The following is a 15,732-nucleotide window of genomic DNA, read 5'->3' as shown; positions in this document are numbered from 1 at the left end:
ACGCATTAGTGTATGTGCTTGCATTCGTAGCTTTCTATTTGTAATACGCTGTTGCGCACATTAAATTTATCTGCAAGCAGTTTAATTACCTTTAAGCGGCACTCTTCATCATGCTTTTCTATAGTGCAATGTTGCTTTAACACCACATGAGCCCCCACTATCACCTTTTTATTTTTACGAACAACAGTCACATTGTGCACATTTTCAACATGTTCCATGGTGGCTATTTCTGTTTCAATATCGGCCACTTTAGGTAACTTAGCTTTATTTGAACGCAGCCCTTTGATACAGCTAACAATGACCTTAATACCGGTAAACAAGACAAAAGACGCAATTAACATGCTCGATAAAATATCAATTACATTCCAGCCTGTTAAGTATATAAGTACACCAGCAGCAAAAGTAGAAACCGTTGATATTAAATCAAAAAACGAGTGTAAAAACACGGCATACACATTAATGCTCGCCTTACGGCCTTTATAAAGCACCCATGCCGCTGCGCCATGAAATAAAAAACCAATAGCAGCAATTACCGACATTAAGTAACTATTAATAACCAGCTCATGTCCCCCTTTATGATGCATAAAGCGCTCAGTGCCCTCATATAAAATAAGTGAACTAATGGCTAGGTATAAAACGCCGTTGATCAACCCCCCTATTAGCTCTGCTTTTTGATGGCCATCGTTATAGGTTTTAGCTAAATGAATAGCAAAGCTAGACGCAATGAGAGCAATGAACAAAGAGCTATTATGAACAAACAAATGCCCTGCATCAGCAAGTACTGCAAGTGAGTTTGCGTAATACGCACCCACTAATTGAATCACCATAAATGAGCAGGTAATTGCAAGTGCAATTAACAAACGGCGACGAGAAGCGTGATGTGTGGTTATTTCTGTCATGAAATATAATAGACCTTCACTAAAAATAAAGTAAGCTTATGAAATAAAGCAAATTGGGAAATACGTAATGATATACAGTCACAATTGTAATACGTAGGCCAAATAAACGCACTAAAAACTTAGTAAAATACAAAAAACTGTACTAAAAGTAACTAAGCGGATACAAAAATAATAATTAATTCATAAATATGGGTAGTTTTCATATTTTAATGCGGAGAAACCAGTGAGCCATGACTCAAACAATACAATTTGGCAGATTTTTAATCTAATTAATTTAGCGGTGATTGTTTATGACAATAAAACACATAATTACATCTTAAACCAACATGCCAAAACGTTACTTAACATAAATAGTGACGACGCGCTCAGCAGCGATGTTTTTAACAATATTACGCTTCGCGACTTTAATGATGATACGGTGATAACCATTGAGCAATTATTTTCATCAAATATCACAGCTGTTTTATTAGAGTGTGAATTTTCGCCGCAGCTTCTAAATGTTAACCACTCAATAGTTAATGACTCTGTGTCTATGATCACTTTAGAGCAAGATCGTACACTTACAGAACAATATAACTTTGATCAAATTATCTCTAAAATTTCTACCAAACTCATTGATATACAAAATGACAATATAGACCAGCAAATTAACTTTGCCCTTAAAGCCATTGGCACAGTTTTGAAAGCAGACCGCAGTTATTTATTTGAATTCAACACCGACAACGAAACTATCACCAATACTCACGAATGGGTCAATACGGGCATTATCGCTTGCAAAGACAGACTACAAAATGTACCCAAAGTTGAGCTACCCTACTTTTTTGAAATAATGAATGAGAGCCATCTATTTCAAGTCAATGATATTGAACAACTACCAACAAAAGCCGACGCTGAAAAAGCTGAATTTAAAGAGCAAAATATTCAATCTGTTTTGTGCATAGGCCTACGTTTTGATGAAGAGCTAGTAGGGTTTATTGGTTGTGATTGTGTTAAAACAAAACGTCATTGGAGCAAAATAGATTTAATTAGAATAAAGCTCGTAGGCGAAATCATTAATAATGCACTTAAAAATATTAACTATAAAAAAAAGCTACAGTTAACCCAACAGCAATTAATTAACGCCAATATAAAGCTCAATAAATTAGCGAATACCGATGCGCTAACTAATATTGCTAATCGTCGTTTTTTTGATACTTCCCTAAAGAGCGAAATTAAACGCTCTGCAAGACAACACCAACCAATTAGTTTAATTATGTGTGATATCGACTTTTTTAAGCGCTATAACGACAATTATGGCCACCACAAAGGCGATGAAACGTTAAAACACGTTGCTCTTGCTTTAAAAAGTTTATGTAAGCGTGAGGGTGACATAGCAGCTCGCTATGGCGGTGAAGAATTCGCAATCATTTTACCTGCTACGAATATAGAGCAATGCCATAAATTTGCTTTGTTAATTGAGCAAAAAATAAAAACACTTAATATTACGCATGAGTTCTCTCCTATTGCCCCTTACATAACACTTAGCTTTGGTTGCTTTTGTAGTTATCCAAATGCAGATACACACACAGAAAGCTTAATAAAAAGCGCTGACATCGCTTTATATAAAGCAAAGAAAGCTGGCAGAAATCAAATATGTATTTTTGAATAATCTATCTATAAAACCTACCTGCTGTTTTTATAGTACAAATTAAAAACTAATGATAATCTGTAGCTTGTTGAAATTATAAGCATCGTGCAGTTTTTGAACTGAACGTAATTAACAAGGAAAAACCCTATGGATCCCATCGCAGAAATTATAAATATTGTTTTTACTGTTGAAGCGTTTTTACTGATTTTTGTTTTAGTGCTGCTAAAGAGTAGCGTTAAATTTGTACCACAAAACCGTGCATGGCTGATTGAGCGTTTTGGTAAATACCAATCAACCAAAGAAGCGGGCTTAAATTTTATTGTTCCTTTTATTGATCGCATTGCTGCCCGACCGTAGCTTAAAAGAGCAAGCCCAAGATGTCCCCTCACAGTCAGCTATTACCAAAGACAATATTTCGTTATCTGTTGATGGTGTACTGTACTTTCGTGTGCTTGACCCATATAAAGCCACTTATGGGGTTGACGATTACGTATTTGCAGTAACGCAGCTAGCACAAACCACCATGCGTTCTGAACTGGGGTAAAATGGAGCTTGATAAAACCTTTGAAGAACGTGATGTCCTCAATACTAATATCGTAACCTCTATCAACCAAGCAGCTGAGCCCTGGGGTATCCAGGTTTTACGTTACGAAATAAAAGACATTGTACCACCACAATCCGTGATGGAAGCGATGGAAGCGCAAATGAAAGCCGAACGAGTTAAACGTGCGCAAAATTTTAGAATCAGAGGGTGATCGTCAAGCAAACATCAATGTTGCCGAGGGTAAAAAACAGGCTCAAGTTTTAGGTGCTGAAGGTGAAAAAGCTGAACAAATCTTGCGCGCAGAGGGTGAAGCTAAAGCTATTATTGCCTGTTGCAGAAGCGCAAGCTGATGCGCTGCGTAAAGTAGGTGAAGCTGCAGATACTGAGCAAGGCCAAAAAGCGATTCAACTCGATTTAGCAACCAAAGCCATTGCCGCTAAAGAAGCTATTGCGAAAGAATCGTCTGTTGTTTTATTACCCGATAGCGCCACTGATGCAAGCTCATTAGTTGCACAAGGCATGTCAATTATTAACTCACTAAATCAAAAGCAAAAACTTTAATCTGTTGAGGATAAATAATGACGCTTATTACTAACAACTTACCTGAAGCACTGATGATTTTAGGTGTGCTTGCGCTCATTATCGAAGTGGCTGTGTTAGGTATGTCTACCTTTATATTATTATTTTTAGGTATGTCTTTGTTTACTAGCGGTTTAATGATGAACTTTAACTTGTTAGATGACTCTTTAACTACCGCATTGTGGAGTAACACACTTATTACAGCTGGGTTTGCGCTATTTTTATGGAAACCATTAAAGCGTATGCAAAACAATGTGGACAAAAAAGGTGTACAAAGCGACTTTGCTGAGCTTGATTTTGTTTTAGCTGACGATGTTGATGAAAACGGTCTCACAATGCATCTTTACTCTGGAATTAGTTGGAAGTTAAAAAGTAAACAGCCACTTTCTGCAGGTACACATGTTAAGGTCGTAAAAAAAGAAGTAGGCACTATGTGGGTTGAAGCCATTTAGCCAACTAGAATCACATTAGATTTTAAGGGCTACAATATCACTATTACTGCCCTTAAAATTTTTTATTTGTTAGCTTAAGTCATCAGCACTTAGGATAACCACGCCATATAAGTCATTAATGGTTGCTAAAGCACTTTTATGTAGATCAGATGCCAACACATCACTTACTGAAGTTTGTAATGGTCTTGAAGCGCACGCGTCAGCGACTACCGTTTCGTGGTTACCTCTTAAAAATGCACCTTGCGCTGTAAATGTCACACACATGTGGGTCATAAACCCAACAATGATCAATTTATTATTACCGATTACTCCTGCAGGCCAGAATTTATCAATCTCGCACGTTTTATCAAAGGCGGCCATCTATTTGATTTAGATTGGCTGTGGCAAGAAACAGTTCGTGAAATCCCCTTGAATACCGACGAATTCTCGCAATCTCTTTACGATTTTATATTGTTGCAACGGGAATAGATTCAGGTAAAGCTCACTATTTGCAAGCAACGGGCAATGAAATGGTTGAGCAATTAAAAGCCTCTTGCGCCATCCCAATCGCTTATCGGGATTACCCAACAATAAACGGGATCGCCATGACCGATGGTGGCGTTGCCGATTCTATTCCGGTAAAAAAAGCCTATGAAATGGGTGCATCAGAAATAACAGTTATCCTTTCCCAACCTTTAGGCTATCGTAAAAAAGGCAACAAAGTCCGTGGTTAACTAAACAACTCTATAAACAAAACCCAGCGCTTGCAGAGGCCGCCATACAGCGTTCTAAAAATTATAATGACAGTATTGATTTTTTGCACCATGCTCCGTCAGATTGCAAAATAAATATTATTGCACCACCAACAGGGTTTAAAGTCGGCCGCACCACCAAAAATCGAGCTATACTCAATTCAGGCTATCAAATGGGCATAAGTGAAGCTATAAGTTACTTAGATAACCCTAGATTTGGTAGCATTGGTTATGAGCGATAAAACCATTACAAACAGATTGCTCGAAGTCAAAATTGCATTTACATCTAATTCAAGCTATTAATTTTTAAACCCGCGAGTTAATGTAATAAGGAGTTATGTGATAATGGCTTATTGTCAAAAAATAGATTATGTTTAGGCATAGTGTTTGCTCGTGTTCTTGTGTACATACTAAATAAAATAAGGTTTTTTGTGAATTTTCTTCGATGCTTTCATAATATAGTATCTGATCAACAGCTTAGCTTTGATCAAAAAATTGCAGACTTACTTGCTTTTGGGCTCGATGTTTTTCAGCTCGATTTGGCTATTATCAGCCGCGTAAAAAATAATTCTTACACTGTTTTACATGCTATTACCCCTGACAATTCTCTTGCTATTGGTACTGAGTTTGAGTTAAACGGCACCTATTGTACACATACTTTGTTGGCCAACTCTGCACTGGCATTTCATAATGCGTCGCAAAGTAGTATTGCAAATCACCCTTGCTATATTAATTTCCAATTGGAGGCGTATATTGGAGCGCCTATACGAATAGGTACAGATGTATTTGGAACTGTTAACTTTTCATCAGCTCAAGAATGCGCCCCTTTTAGCGATGAAGCTTATGATTATATTGAAATTATTGGCTCAGTGGTTGGGCTCAGAATTTGCGCGCAATCAGGATAAAGTTAATCTCACTAAAAATAGTGACACCTTATTGAAACTTGAAAGCGTTGCAAATATAGGCACATGGGAAGTCGACCTAATAGACAATAGCATTTTTTGGAGCCAGCAAACTCGACGTATTCATCAAGCCGAAGAAGGCTATACTCCAAACATGGAAACAGCCATTGAATTTTATAAAGCGGGTAAAAGTCGAGATAGCATTAAAAAAGCGGTAGAAAATGCGGTATCTAAGGGTGAAAAATGGCATTTAGAGCTGGAAATAGTTACCGCAAAGCAGCAAGACATTTGGGTGTCGACTTTTGGTGAGGCCGAGTTTAACAACGGCAAATGTGTGCGATTATTTGGTACTTTTCAAGATATAACTGAAGCCGTTAAGTTACGCGAAGAGTTAAAACAAAAAAAAGCACTTGCAGAACAACTTCTCCAAGACCGAAGTATGCTGTTTGCCAAAATTAGTCATGAGCTTAGAACCCCGCTTAATGGTATTACGGGAATGTTAGCGACTCTCATTGATGAACACGATTATGACAAGCGAGCAGAAAAAATAAAAGTAGCCCTTCGAAGTGCTGACATTTTATTAAGCATTATTAATGAAGTACTCGATTTTTCAAAAATAAATCATGGTGAGTTAAAACTGGAGCCACACCACTCTCTACTTAAAACGGTATTTACCGATTTGGTTTCTTTATATTCGGTATTGTTTAGTAATAAAAACATTGAACTACTAACCACAAACAACATTCCTAATGATGTTTGGGTATACTGCGACACCTCTCGATTAAGTCAAATTGTATCTAATTTACTGAGTAACGCGCTAAAATTTACAGAGCATGGATCTGTTTCTCTTGAATCGCAGTTAACATTAGATACAAAGTCCCCTTTACTTACCATTAAAATAACCGACACAGGTCGCGGCATGAGTAAAGCGTATTTAAACTCATTATTTAAGCCTTTTACCCAAGAGGTTGATGCTAACAACAATAAAGATGGCACTGGGTTAGGCTTAGCCATTGTTAAAGAGCTCGTTGGTTTTATGAATGGCAAAATTAAGGTAACCAGTGAGATTAACGTGGGCACATGTTTTACCTTAACTATCCCGATTGAACTTGGTAAACAACAAAAACAAACACCTAGCCTTAAATCTATTAATAATCACAGTAATAAGTTATCTGTTCTGGTAGTTGATGATAACGAAATAAATCGCCTGGTATTAGAAGCGGCACTGGATAAGTTTAATATAAAATCAGACTTTGCTATAGACGGCCAAGATGCCTTGTTAAAATGCAAGCAAAAGCATTTTGACCTTATTTTTATGGACTGCATCATGCCTATCATGGATGGTTTCGAGGCCACTAGGCAACTAAAAGCACAAGGTATTTGTGACCCGCAACAAACCTATATTGTGGCGTTAACTGCTAATGCTTCCTCACAAGATAAACTAAACTGCCAGCAAGCGGGCATGGACATGTTTATAGCCAAACCGTTTAAGCTTCCAGCGATAGAAGAAGCAATTACAAATACACTAAAAAGACTGGGCGTAGCCACACCATAACAACAAATGTCGCTCAGATTAACTTGCATAAAAAACAAAGGATCATTATGACAAATAAAATCATTGGTATTGTACTTATTGTTATTGGCGTAGCGCTTGGTATGTGGGGTTATGATGTTTACGATTCTGCATCTTCACAAGTTACCCGCGCATTAAATGGCGAAACCCCTATAGAAGCATGGCTAGGCTTTATTGGCGGGGCAGTGTGTATTTTAGTGGGTATTACCCGACTTAAATAGCGCTCAAAAAAGCCGCCTTTGGAGAGGGCGGCTTGGGTGAACAAACAGCTATGGGTGAGAGCTGTTATATCAAGAGACTTTAAGCTAAAACACTATTAAGCAGCGCTTTGCTCTGCATCGGGCGTTTGACGAATTAAATAGTCAAACGCACCCAGGCTTGCTGTTGCGCCCGCCCCCATCGCAATAATAATTTGCTTAAATGGTGTAGTGGTTGCATCACCTGCAGCATAAACGCCTTGTAACGATGTTGCGCCTTTGGCATCAATGAGTATTTCACCAAATTGGCTCAGCTCAAGGTCGCTGTCTTTCAACCATTCGGTATTAGGTATTAAACCAATTTGTACAAATATACCGGCTAAGTTCAACTGCCTACTCTCGCCGCTAAGGCGGTCGGTATAACTTAACCCCGTTACTTTTTTGCCATCACCAAGTACTTCCGTGGTTTGGGCATTTTTAATAATAGTGATGTTTTTTAAGCTATTAGCTTTACGAATGAGTACCTCATCGGCGCGTAACGTATCTGCAAATTCAAGTACAGTAACGTGTTCAACTATATTGGCTAAATCAATTGCCGCCTCAATACCTGAATTACCACCTCCAATAACTGCAACCGATTTACCTTTAAATAAAGGCCCATCACAGTGCGGGCAGTATGCAACGCCATGGCCTTTATACTGTTGCTCACCGGGTACATTCATTTCGCGCCAGCGTGCACCGGTTGCTAGTACGAGTGATTTTGCCTTTAACACAGCGCCATTTTCTAGCGTAATATCATACCCATTACTGCCTTTTTGCAGGTTTGCCGCGCGTTGGTTGTGCATAACATCAACATCGTATTCTTTAACGTGTTCTTCCAACTGAGCCACCATTTTTGGCCCTTGCGTTGCTTTAATTGAAATAAAATTTTCAATCGCCAATGTATCAGCAACTTGACCGCCAAATCGCTCTGCTACAACCCCAGTATTGAGCCCTTTACGTGCTGAATAAATAGCTGCCGAAGCACCAGCTGGCCCACCACCGACGACAAGTACATCAAACACCGACTTTTCATTGAGTGATGCTGCTTGGCGCTGTGCACCTTTGCTATCCACTTTATTTAAAATATCAGTGAGGCTCATAGCCCCTTGGCTAAAGGGTTCACCATTTAAATATACAGCGGGTACCGCCAGTATGTTTCTTTGCTCTACTTCATCTTGAAATAATGCCCCATCAATCATGGTGGCTTTAATATTGCTATTTGTTGCTGCCATAGTATTGAGTGCCTGCACAACTTGCGGACAGGTTTGGCAACTCAAGCTAATGTACACTTCAAAATTGAGTGTTTGCTCAAGTGTTTGTATTTGTTCAATGTCATCTTTACTTGCTTTACTAGGGTGACCACCCGTATGTAATAGCGCTAACACTAAACTAGTAAATTCGTGTCCCATAGGAACACCTGCAAAGGTAATATGGGTGTTTTTTTCTGGTGAATGCACCACCATAGAAGGCCTACGGGCGTTAGTATCGGGATTATTTATCACACTAAACTTATCGCTTAGTGATGCTAAATCATTCGCTAAACTTTCTACTTCTGTTGATTTTTTGCTGTCGTCCAAGGCGATAAGCAGCTCAACAGGCTGAGTCAGCGATTCAAAATGGCTTTTTAATTGGTTCTTTATGTTGTTGTCTAACATGGCTTAGCCCCTTAAGGAAAATTAAAACAGCAAGGTTCCCATGCCATCAGTGCATGTGCGAAATTTTAGAAACGTGTGATGGCGTGGGAGAGTGCCCAGTGAACCTATACAGGCTCACTGGGTTTAGAGTCATGTTCTACTCTAAATTTAGTTAGTGGTAAGGTTTAAATCTTACCAACTAGGTCTAGTGAAGGTGCTAATGTGTCTTCACCTGGCTGCCAAGATGCAGGACAAACTTCGCCATCATGTGTTGCAATGTATTGCGCTGCTTGTACTTTACGAACTAACTCTTTAGCACTGCGACCAATGCCTAAGTCATGTGTTTCAACAACTTTGATTTCGCCCTCTGGGTTCATTACAAATGTACCGCGAAGTGCAAGGCCTTCTTCTTCAATCATAACGCCAAAGCTGCGTGTAATGCGCCCTGTTGGGTCACCAATCATTGGGTAAGTAATTTTACCGATGGTGTCTGACGTGTCATGCCATGCTTTGTGCGTAAAGTGTGTATCAGTTGATACTGAATAAACTTCAACGCCCATTTCTTGTAACTGTGCGTAATGATCTGCAAGGTCACCTAATTCAGTTGGGCATACAAATGTGAAATCTGCAGGGTAAAAGAAAAAGATAGACCACTTACCTAATACGTCTTTTTCAGTGAGTTCTACAAAGTCACCATTGTGGTAAGCTGTTGCATTGAAAGGTTGTAATTTTGTGTTAATCAATGAAGTGCTCATAGTATTCCTCATTTATGTTTAGTGTATTTAAAAAGTTAACGCCTTGTGCGTTGGCTTGATTAATACAATAAGGCCATTGAGAAATTAAATAAAATTGATTGTTTAGATTAAAACAATCGATTTTTAAGATTAAAAACCCAAGGAGTGATCTACTGCTTACTTTTAAGCGTTAAAGCAGTTACAACTCAACTACCACTCATAGTCAGTTGCGCTATATAGATTTTAATAAGATTACACTGCACATCCTTGCTACAATAACGTGGTTTACATTACAAAACCTTTAAAGGCATTTCGTTTATGGAAAAATTCGTCAATCACATTCAACTTGGCTATTTGGGCTTATTGCCATTTTTAGGCTGTGTGGGCTGGCCACTCATGGTTGGCAGTAACAGTGTAAATTTAGAGTTTTTTAGTTTTTACAGCATTGCTATTTTAGCGTTTATGGCGGGTAATTTATGGCATGCAGGCCAACAAAGCTTTGCCGATGCGATTAAAGCAGTGCTACCGGTCATTCCTATTCCGTTTTTATCATTCTTACCGATTGAGTGGATGCTTGCGTGGTTAGGCGCGAGTTTTTGGTTAGTACTGATTTTTGAAAAGGCCACAATACAGTGGCAGGGTTATCATAAAGATTATCAAAAAATGCGTTTTGTGCTCACATCAGTGGTATTTGTGTGTCATATCTTAATTATTGGTATGAGTATTTACCCTAAATAACACGCCATGGCTTAACCATTAGTCTGTAATAGGGTAACATCCGCGCACTGTATTGAGAGGACACACCATGATAGACCAACTACGCCAACAGCTTACTGACCTTGGTGAGAATTTTGTAGAAAAAAACGCGGCTTTTAAAATTAAAGTGATCCCGTTTTTTTGCGCTATTAGCATAAAAAAAGATCATAAAAGTGAGGGGCGTCTTTCTTTTTATTCAAATCAGCTCATTGAAATATTTATGGTGGTGTTGTTTGTTTTATTTGGCTTAGCCATTTACGACCCTCAAGCCGGTTTTACTCATGGCCCTATTCATATTGTGTTTGCTATTTTGATTACCTTTAATTTAATTCTTAAACAAGTTGCCATTGAAGGGTTAAAAACGCGTTTAGCTATGTATAGGTTACATCAACAGCTGATTAGTACACCGCATCCTGACACATCGCCTGTTACTAATAAAAACATATAATTTAATATGTACTTAAACCCAAATTGGAACATACTCACGGTAGGTGATGGCGACTTATCGTTTTCAAACGCGCTTTACAACCACATTAAACCGCAAAAGTTAGTTGCCTCAACCTATGATGCAGCTGCAACTCTTACAGAAAAATACCCCGATAACGCGCTTGCTTCACTTAAAGCACATAAAGTTAATGTGCTTAATGAATTTGATGTCACCAACACACAATGTTGGCAACAACTAGCCGAGCACCTAAACAGCTTTGATGTGGTGATTTTTCAATTTCCACTTATTCCTGCGTTTATTGGTCGCGACGCATTTGAGAAAAATACACGTAATAACAGCATGAACGTGCTTAACCGTGCGTTACTGCATCAATTTATAAAATATGCCAATGAGTTTGCCTTGAACCCTCAAGGCCCTGGGTTATGTTATATAACCTCAAAAGATGTTAAACCGTATCGTGAGTGGAATATTGAGGGGAGTTTAAATACCCATTTAAACGCGGCATACCAAGGACAAATGCCATTCGATATCAGTCGCTTTGATGGCTATAAAATTCGCAATGTCGACCGTGACAAACACGTCAAAGACACCAGCGGTATTACCTATGTATTTAGTGAAAATACACCACCCGAATTAAGTGATATGTTAACAACCCCGAATTATCTAACGGATGATTATTGCCCGCTTTGTCGTGTGGGGCCGTTTTTAGCGGATGAGGATAAAAACAAACATTTTTCCGCTAAAAAACACCAGCAAATGCTCAAACTAGAACAAGACTGGCAGCAATGGTTAACCGCGTTTTATAAGTCAAATTAATCACAGATTGCGGCGAGCTTAATTAAATCAGCGGCTTTTTCTGCAATGGCTATTACCCCAGCATTGGTATTTCCGGTAATAATACTGGGCATAATAGAGGCGTCTACCACCCGTAAATTTTGCACACCGTGAACACGTAATTCGCTATCAACCACAGCCATATCGTCTTGGCCCATTTTGCAGGTTCCTACGGGGTGGTATTCTGTATCGGCTGTTTGCCTAATAAACTCAATAAGCTGCGTATCATCATTAATATCAAGCGGATATACCATATCTGCACGAATAATATCAAACGCTTTGCTTTGCATTATGCTCAATGTTTTTTTAAGCCCAAGTAGCATAACCTGTAAATCATCGGGGTGGCTTAAATAATTAGGATCAATGAGTGGCGCACTTAAAGGGTTGGCATCCGCTAAACGAATAGTGCCGCGGCTTTTAGGGTGCATTATGCTGCTATGAATACTGTATCCATGGCCATAATGCAGTTTACGGCTGTGATCGTCCACCAGCCCAATAACAAATTCAAGTTGCACATCGGGCACAATAGAATCTGTAAATAAGTTTATAAACGCATGCGATTCGGCAAAGTTACTGGTTAGCTTTCCTTCGCGTTTGGCAAACCAATCAACGCATCCTTTTGCAATATTAAACGCACCACTGGCACTTATTCCAAATGTGCCTTGCGAATATTTTGCTTTGTATAATGGCACAACGGTTAAGTGATCGTGCAAATTACTGCCTACACCTTCTAATGGCGTTACAAGCTCAATGTTATGCTGCTTTAAATGATCTGCAGGCCCCACTCCCGATAACATTAAAAGGTGTGGGGAGTTAATAGCACCGGCACTTAAAATAACTTCTTTATAGGCATTTAGCACCAAGCTTTTATTATTAACTGCAGCTGTTACACCAGTTGCAGATTTCCCGCAAAAATTAATTTTATGCACCTGCGCGTCAGTGAGCACGGTTAAGTTTTTACGAGCTAAATTAGGTGTTAAGTACGCTTTTGCCGCACTGCAACGCTCCCCTTTATGTTGAGTGACCTGCGATAAACGCGCACCTAGCTGTTGCTGCGCATTAATATCGTCATTAAGGGCCACGCCTTGCTCTTGGCATGCTTTTAAAAACAGCTGATTAACTGGGCTTGGTAAACTCAGCTCTTGCACATGTAAGGGGCCGTTTACACCATGATATGGGCTGTTGGTAAAGGTTTTGTTGTTTTCAGCTTTGATAAAATAAGGCAGCAAACTGGTATAATCCCAGCCGGTATTTCCCATAGCGGCCCAGTTGTCGTAGTCTTTTTTATTCCCTCTTATGTACACCATGGCATTGATTGAACTTGAACCACCAAGCACTTTACCTCTGGGCATAAACCCACAGCGGTTATTAAGCTCTTTTTGTGGCACCGTATTGTAATGCCAGCTATTAATGCCATAAGGAACACTAGCTGCAACTCCCACAGGCATTTGCACCATAGCACTTTGGTCACGGCCGCCGGCTTCAATTAAACACACACTTACATTTTTATTTTCAGATAATCGCGAGGCAACAACACAGCCGGCACTGCCTGCGCCAATCACAATGTAATCAAATGAGGTGGTATGCATAAAAAATCTCCCATTAAAAAAACTACTTTGCATGGATTATCTACTGAAAACTTGATATTTTTAGACACCTCTCCACTAATGCAATTGTTATGAGCAGCCTGATTAAAGCCACTTCTTTGCAGGGAATTGATATATTAATTACCGAACTAGGTGGTGATACAACAAGCATTATGCGCCATTGCGCCATTGAGGTAGCGTTAAACTCCCTTGAAACACAAAGCTTAACTTATCGCCATTATGCTGAGCTTTTAGAATACTGCGCTCATAGCTTAAACTGCCCAAGTTTTGGCCTTAAACTCGCTAGCAAACAAAGCTTTGATATTTTAGGGCATATCGCTATCGCTGCTAAAAGTGGAACTGATTTAGGTGAAGCGCTAACGTGGGTAATTAAATACCTACACTTACATACACCCGCACTTAATTTAACCACGCATACACTTGAAGATGACCAAAATATATTTTTATCATTCGAAATAAAACTCAAGCCATTACCTGTTATAAATCAAGTTATTGAATTAACAATTGCACTGGCGCTCGCCACCTTAAAAAAAGTGAGCCAAAATCAATGCAAACCCATTAAGGTATTTTTACCGCAAAAGCTTGATGCAAATCTACGCGCTTACCATCAGCACTTTGGCTGTAACGTTATTGAACACAGAAACAGCGCCGGTATTTTAATCGCCAAAGACGATTTATTATTGCCGCTTAATGTTTCTGATCAACACAAAGTACAAGCCGCATTAAACTTTTTAGCCGCTAATAATGCGCATACTCAGTCGTTACCTTCGCAAATAAGTGCACTTATTCGACCCATGCTGCCCCTTTTTCAATGCTCAAACCAAACGATAGCAACGGCACTTAATATGCACCCACGGACCTTGCACCGTGAACTTAAAAAACATAACACCAGTTTTGTAAAACTAAAAGATGCCACTCGCCGCGCATTATGTGAACACTATTTAATGCAAAACCAATTTTCTATTTCACATATTTCCGAGCTGTTAGGTTATCAAGAACAAGCCACATTAAGTGCCAGTGTAAAACGCTGGTTTAACTGCTCTGCCCGCGCATTTAGAGCAAAACATTGTTAAACTGCAAAGCTGCGTAAAATACATAAAAAGGCTAAACATGAATTTTGTGATTGTAGGTACCAATTTTATTAGCGACACCCTACTCGATGCGGCAAGTACTCTGAGTAATTTTAATTTATACGGTATTTGCTCTCGCCAAATAAGCAGCGGCGAGCGCTTTTTAGCTAATCATCCAACAAATACCGACGCTAAAATTTTTACCTCTATTGATGCTGTGTGCCAAGATGAACAAGTAGACGCAGTTTATATAGCTGCGCCCAATAGCCTGCACAGTGCGTATGCAATACAGTGTTTAAAAGCGGGCAAACACGTACTTGGCGAAAAACCTTCAGCAGCAAATAGTCATGAGCTTACGGCTATTTTAACAGCTGCTCAAAAACATCAACGTTTGTACATGGAAGCGATGATGACAACGCATTTACCTAACTTTGCTGTTTTAAAAAACGCATTAAAAAGAATTGGTACACCGCGTAAATTTATTGGCCAATTTAGCCAATACTCGTCACGTTACGATAAGTTCAAAAACGGTGAGCGCCCTAATACCTTTTTACCTGAATTTGCAAATGGCGCATTAGTAGACTTGGGTATTTACCCGCTTTATATACTTATAGCACTGTGGGGCGCACCAAACAGTGTGCACGCCAGTGGCGTATTACTAGAAACCGGTGTTGATGGTGCCGGCGATGTACTTTTAAATTATGCAGATAAACAAGCGGTAATTAGTTATTCAAAAATATCGCAGGGCGAGAACATCACCGAAATACAAGGTGAGTTAGGTCGTATTCGTATTGAAGCTGTATCGCAGCTTAAAAAAGTGGAATTCATCGCTAATAATGGCCAAAAAGAAACAATAAGTGCAGATTTTGATGAGCATTTTATGAAGTATGAAGTTGCGCACTTTATTGAGATGATTGAGCAAAACACATTAGAGTCACATATTAACAACCACCAGCTTTCACGCGATGTGATGACGGTACTCGATACCGCCCGCGCACAATTGGGCGTTATATACCCTGCAGATAGTAAAGCTGAACTATAAATTTTTACTCAATGAGTCAGCCCTCATTACCTGCCACCTCAATCTTAAAAAGAGTAACGCT

13 protein-coding genes and 3 pseudogenes are annotated in these 15,732 nt (G+C 39.2%); 11 read left to right on the top strand and 5 right to left on the bottom strand.

Annotation, left to right across the window (positions count from 1 at the left end; all coding sequences use genetic code 11):
- Nucleotides 1-5: 5 nt before the first annotated feature.
- Nucleotides 6-899 carry a cation diffusion facilitator family transporter gene (locus LOC50_RS16375; protein ID WP_036983838.1) on the bottom strand — a complete coding sequence of 298 codons (894 nt, stop codon included), beginning with the start codon at nucleotides 897-899 and terminating at the stop codon, nucleotides 6-8.
- 223 nt (nucleotides 900-1,122) lie between these two features.
- Here LOC50_RS16375 and LOC50_RS16370 point away from each other — a divergent pair, with 223 nt between their 5' ends.
- From LOC50_RS16370 to LOC50_RS16360, 3 genes and pseudogenes are all read left to right on the top strand, one after another.
- On the top strand, nucleotides 1,123-2,547 hold the full coding sequence (locus LOC50_RS16370; protein ID WP_250653978.1) for a diguanylate cyclase domain-containing protein: 1,425 nt from the start codon (nucleotides 1,123-1,125) through the stop codon (nucleotides 2,545-2,547).
- A 126-nt stretch (nucleotides 2,548-2,673) separates the two neighbouring features.
- Nucleotides 2,674-3,631, top strand: a pseudogene (locus tag LOC50_RS16365) (SPFH domain-containing protein).
- 17 nt (nucleotides 3,632-3,648) lie between these two features.
- Entirely contained in the window at nucleotides 3,649-4,101 is a 453-nt protein-coding gene (locus tag LOC50_RS16360; RefSeq protein WP_036983833.1) for an NfeD family protein, read from the top strand.
- 69 nt (nucleotides 4,102-4,170) lie between these two features.
- Here LOC50_RS16360 and LOC50_RS16355 read toward each other — a convergent pair whose 3' ends face one another.
- Entirely contained in the window at nucleotides 4,171-4,461 is a 291-nt protein-coding gene (locus tag LOC50_RS16355) for an isochorismatase family protein (RefSeq protein ID WP_138626968.1), read from the bottom strand.
- On the opposite strand from LOC50_RS16355, the pseudogene LOC50_RS16350 reads away from it, so the two are divergent.
- The 3 genes and pseudogenes from LOC50_RS16350 to LOC50_RS16340 form a co-directional block, all read left to right on the top strand.
- Nucleotides 4,396-5,074 (top strand): annotated as a pseudogene (locus tag LOC50_RS16350) (patatin-like phospholipase family protein); the annotation flags it as partial. The gene LOC50_RS16355 and the pseudogene LOC50_RS16350 sit on opposite strands and share 66 nt — an antisense overlap.
- A gap of 189 nt (nucleotides 5,075-5,263) precedes the next feature.
- Nucleotides 5,264-7,289, top strand: a pseudogene (locus LOC50_RS16345) (ATP-binding protein).
- Between the two features lie 47 nt (nucleotides 7,290-7,336).
- Nucleotides 7,337-7,528 carry a DUF3185 family protein gene (locus LOC50_RS16340; RefSeq protein ID WP_036983831.1) on the top strand — a complete coding sequence of 64 codons (192 nt, stop codon included), beginning with the start codon at nucleotides 7,337-7,339 and terminating at the stop codon, nucleotides 7,526-7,528.
- 95 nt (nucleotides 7,529-7,623) lie between these two features.
- Here the strand turns inward: LOC50_RS16340 and ahpF are convergent, their stop codons facing one another.
- The gene (gene ahpF, locus LOC50_RS16335; protein ID WP_076922006.1) at nucleotides 7,624-9,201 is read right to left on the bottom strand and encodes an alkyl hydroperoxide reductase subunit F; all 1,578 of its coding nucleotides are present in this window, start codon (nucleotides 9,199-9,201) and stop codon (nucleotides 7,624-7,626) included.
- A gap of 164 nt (nucleotides 9,202-9,365) precedes the next feature.
- Complete coding sequence (gene ahpC, locus LOC50_RS16330; protein ID WP_036983829.1) at nucleotides 9,366-9,935, bottom strand: alkyl hydroperoxide reductase subunit C; 570 nt, start codon at nucleotides 9,933-9,935, stop codon at nucleotides 9,366-9,368.
- Between the two features lie 297 nt (nucleotides 9,936-10,232).
- Here ahpC and LOC50_RS16325 point away from each other — a divergent pair, with 297 nt between their 5' ends.
- The 3 genes from LOC50_RS16325 (at nucleotide 10,233) to LOC50_RS16315 (ending at nucleotide 11,934) form a co-directional block, all read left to right on the top strand.
- Nucleotides 10,233-10,652 carry a DUF3429 domain-containing protein gene (locus LOC50_RS16325; protein WP_016899606.1) on the top strand — a complete coding sequence of 140 codons (420 nt, stop codon included), beginning with the start codon at nucleotides 10,233-10,235 and terminating at the stop codon, nucleotides 10,650-10,652.
- Nucleotides 10,653-10,719: 67 nt separating this feature from the next.
- Nucleotides 10,720-11,118, top strand: a complete 399-nt coding sequence (locus LOC50_RS16320) for a hypothetical protein (protein WP_013463074.1) — start codon at nucleotides 10,720-10,722, stop codon at nucleotides 11,116-11,118.
- Nucleotides 11,119-11,124: 6 nt separating this feature from the next.
- Nucleotides 11,125-11,934: a class I SAM-dependent methyltransferase gene (locus LOC50_RS16315; protein ID WP_250653977.1), complete on the top strand. Its 810-nt coding sequence runs from the start codon at nucleotides 11,125-11,127 to the stop codon at nucleotides 11,932-11,934.
- Here the strand turns inward: LOC50_RS16315 and LOC50_RS16310 are convergent.
- Entirely contained in the window at nucleotides 11,931-13,541 is a 1,611-nt protein-coding gene (locus LOC50_RS16310; protein WP_036984065.1) for a GMC family oxidoreductase, read from the bottom strand. The two genes, LOC50_RS16315 and LOC50_RS16310, sit on opposite strands and share 4 nt — an antisense overlap.
- A gap of 89 nt (nucleotides 13,542-13,630) precedes the next feature.
- On the opposite strand from LOC50_RS16310, the gene LOC50_RS16305 reads away from it, so the two are divergent.
- Both LOC50_RS16305 and LOC50_RS16300 read left to right on the top strand, forming a co-directional pair.
- Nucleotides 13,631-14,632 (top strand): AraC family transcriptional regulator ligand-binding domain-containing protein, encoded by a 1,002-nt coding sequence (locus tag LOC50_RS16305; protein ID WP_250653976.1) that lies wholly within the window; start codon nucleotides 13,631-13,633, stop codon nucleotides 14,630-14,632.
- 37 nt (nucleotides 14,633-14,669) lie between these two features.
- Nucleotides 14,670-15,671, top strand: coding sequence for a Gfo/Idh/MocA family protein (locus tag LOC50_RS16300; RefSeq protein WP_036983826.1), 1,002 nt, complete (start codon nucleotides 14,670-14,672; stop codon nucleotides 15,669-15,671).
- Nucleotides 15,672-15,732: the final 61 nt, after the last annotated feature.

The organism is Pseudoalteromonas sp. SCSIO 43095, from assembly GCF_023650455.1.
Taxonomy (GTDB): Bacteria; Pseudomonadota; Gammaproteobacteria; order Enterobacterales; family Alteromonadaceae; genus Pseudoalteromonas; species Pseudoalteromonas tetraodonis.
The sequence above is the reverse complement of the archived record's forward strand: the minus strand, read 5'-3'. Positions and strand labels throughout refer to the sequence as shown.

Excerpts from the sequence above, each read along its gene's own strand:
- LOC50_RS16375 (WP_036983838.1), bottom strand. The coding sequence starts at position 899 with ATGACAGAAATAACCACACATCACGCTTCTCGTCGCCGTTTGTTAATT.
- LOC50_RS16355 (WP_138626968.1), bottom strand. The coding sequence starts at position 4,461 with ATGGCCGCCTTTGATAAAACGTGCGAGATTGATAAATTCTGGCCTGCA.
- ahpC (WP_036983829.1), bottom strand. The coding sequence starts at position 9,935 with ATGAGCACTTCATTGATTAACACAAAATTACAACCTTTCAATGCAACA.
- LOC50_RS16315 (WP_250653977.1), top strand. The coding sequence starts at position 11,125 with ATGTACTTAAACCCAAATTGGAACATACTCACGGTAGGTGATGGCGAC.
- LOC50_RS16300 (WP_036983826.1), top strand. The coding sequence starts at position 14,670 with ATGAATTTTGTGATTGTAGGTACCAATTTTATTAGCGACACCCTACTC.
- LOC50_RS16340 (WP_036983831.1), top strand. The coding sequence starts at position 7,337 with ATGACAAATAAAATCATTGGTATTGTACTTATTGTTATTGGCGTAGCG.
- LOC50_RS16310 (WP_036984065.1), bottom strand. The coding sequence starts at position 13,541 with ATGCATACCACCTCATTTGATTACATTGTGATTGGCGCAGGCAGTGCC.
- LOC50_RS16360 (WP_036983833.1), top strand. The coding sequence starts at position 3,649 with ATGACGCTTATTACTAACAACTTACCTGAAGCACTGATGATTTTAGGT.
- LOC50_RS16320 (WP_013463074.1), top strand. The coding sequence starts at position 10,720 with ATGATAGACCAACTACGCCAACAGCTTACTGACCTTGGTGAGAATTTT.
- LOC50_RS16325 (WP_016899606.1), top strand. The coding sequence starts at position 10,233 with ATGGAAAAATTCGTCAATCACATTCAACTTGGCTATTTGGGCTTATTG.
- ahpF (WP_076922006.1), bottom strand. The coding sequence starts at position 9,201 with ATGTTAGACAACAACATAAAGAACCAATTAAAAAGCCATTTTGAATCG.
- LOC50_RS16305 (WP_250653976.1), top strand. The coding sequence starts at position 13,631 with ATGAGCAGCCTGATTAAAGCCACTTCTTTGCAGGGAATTGATATATTA.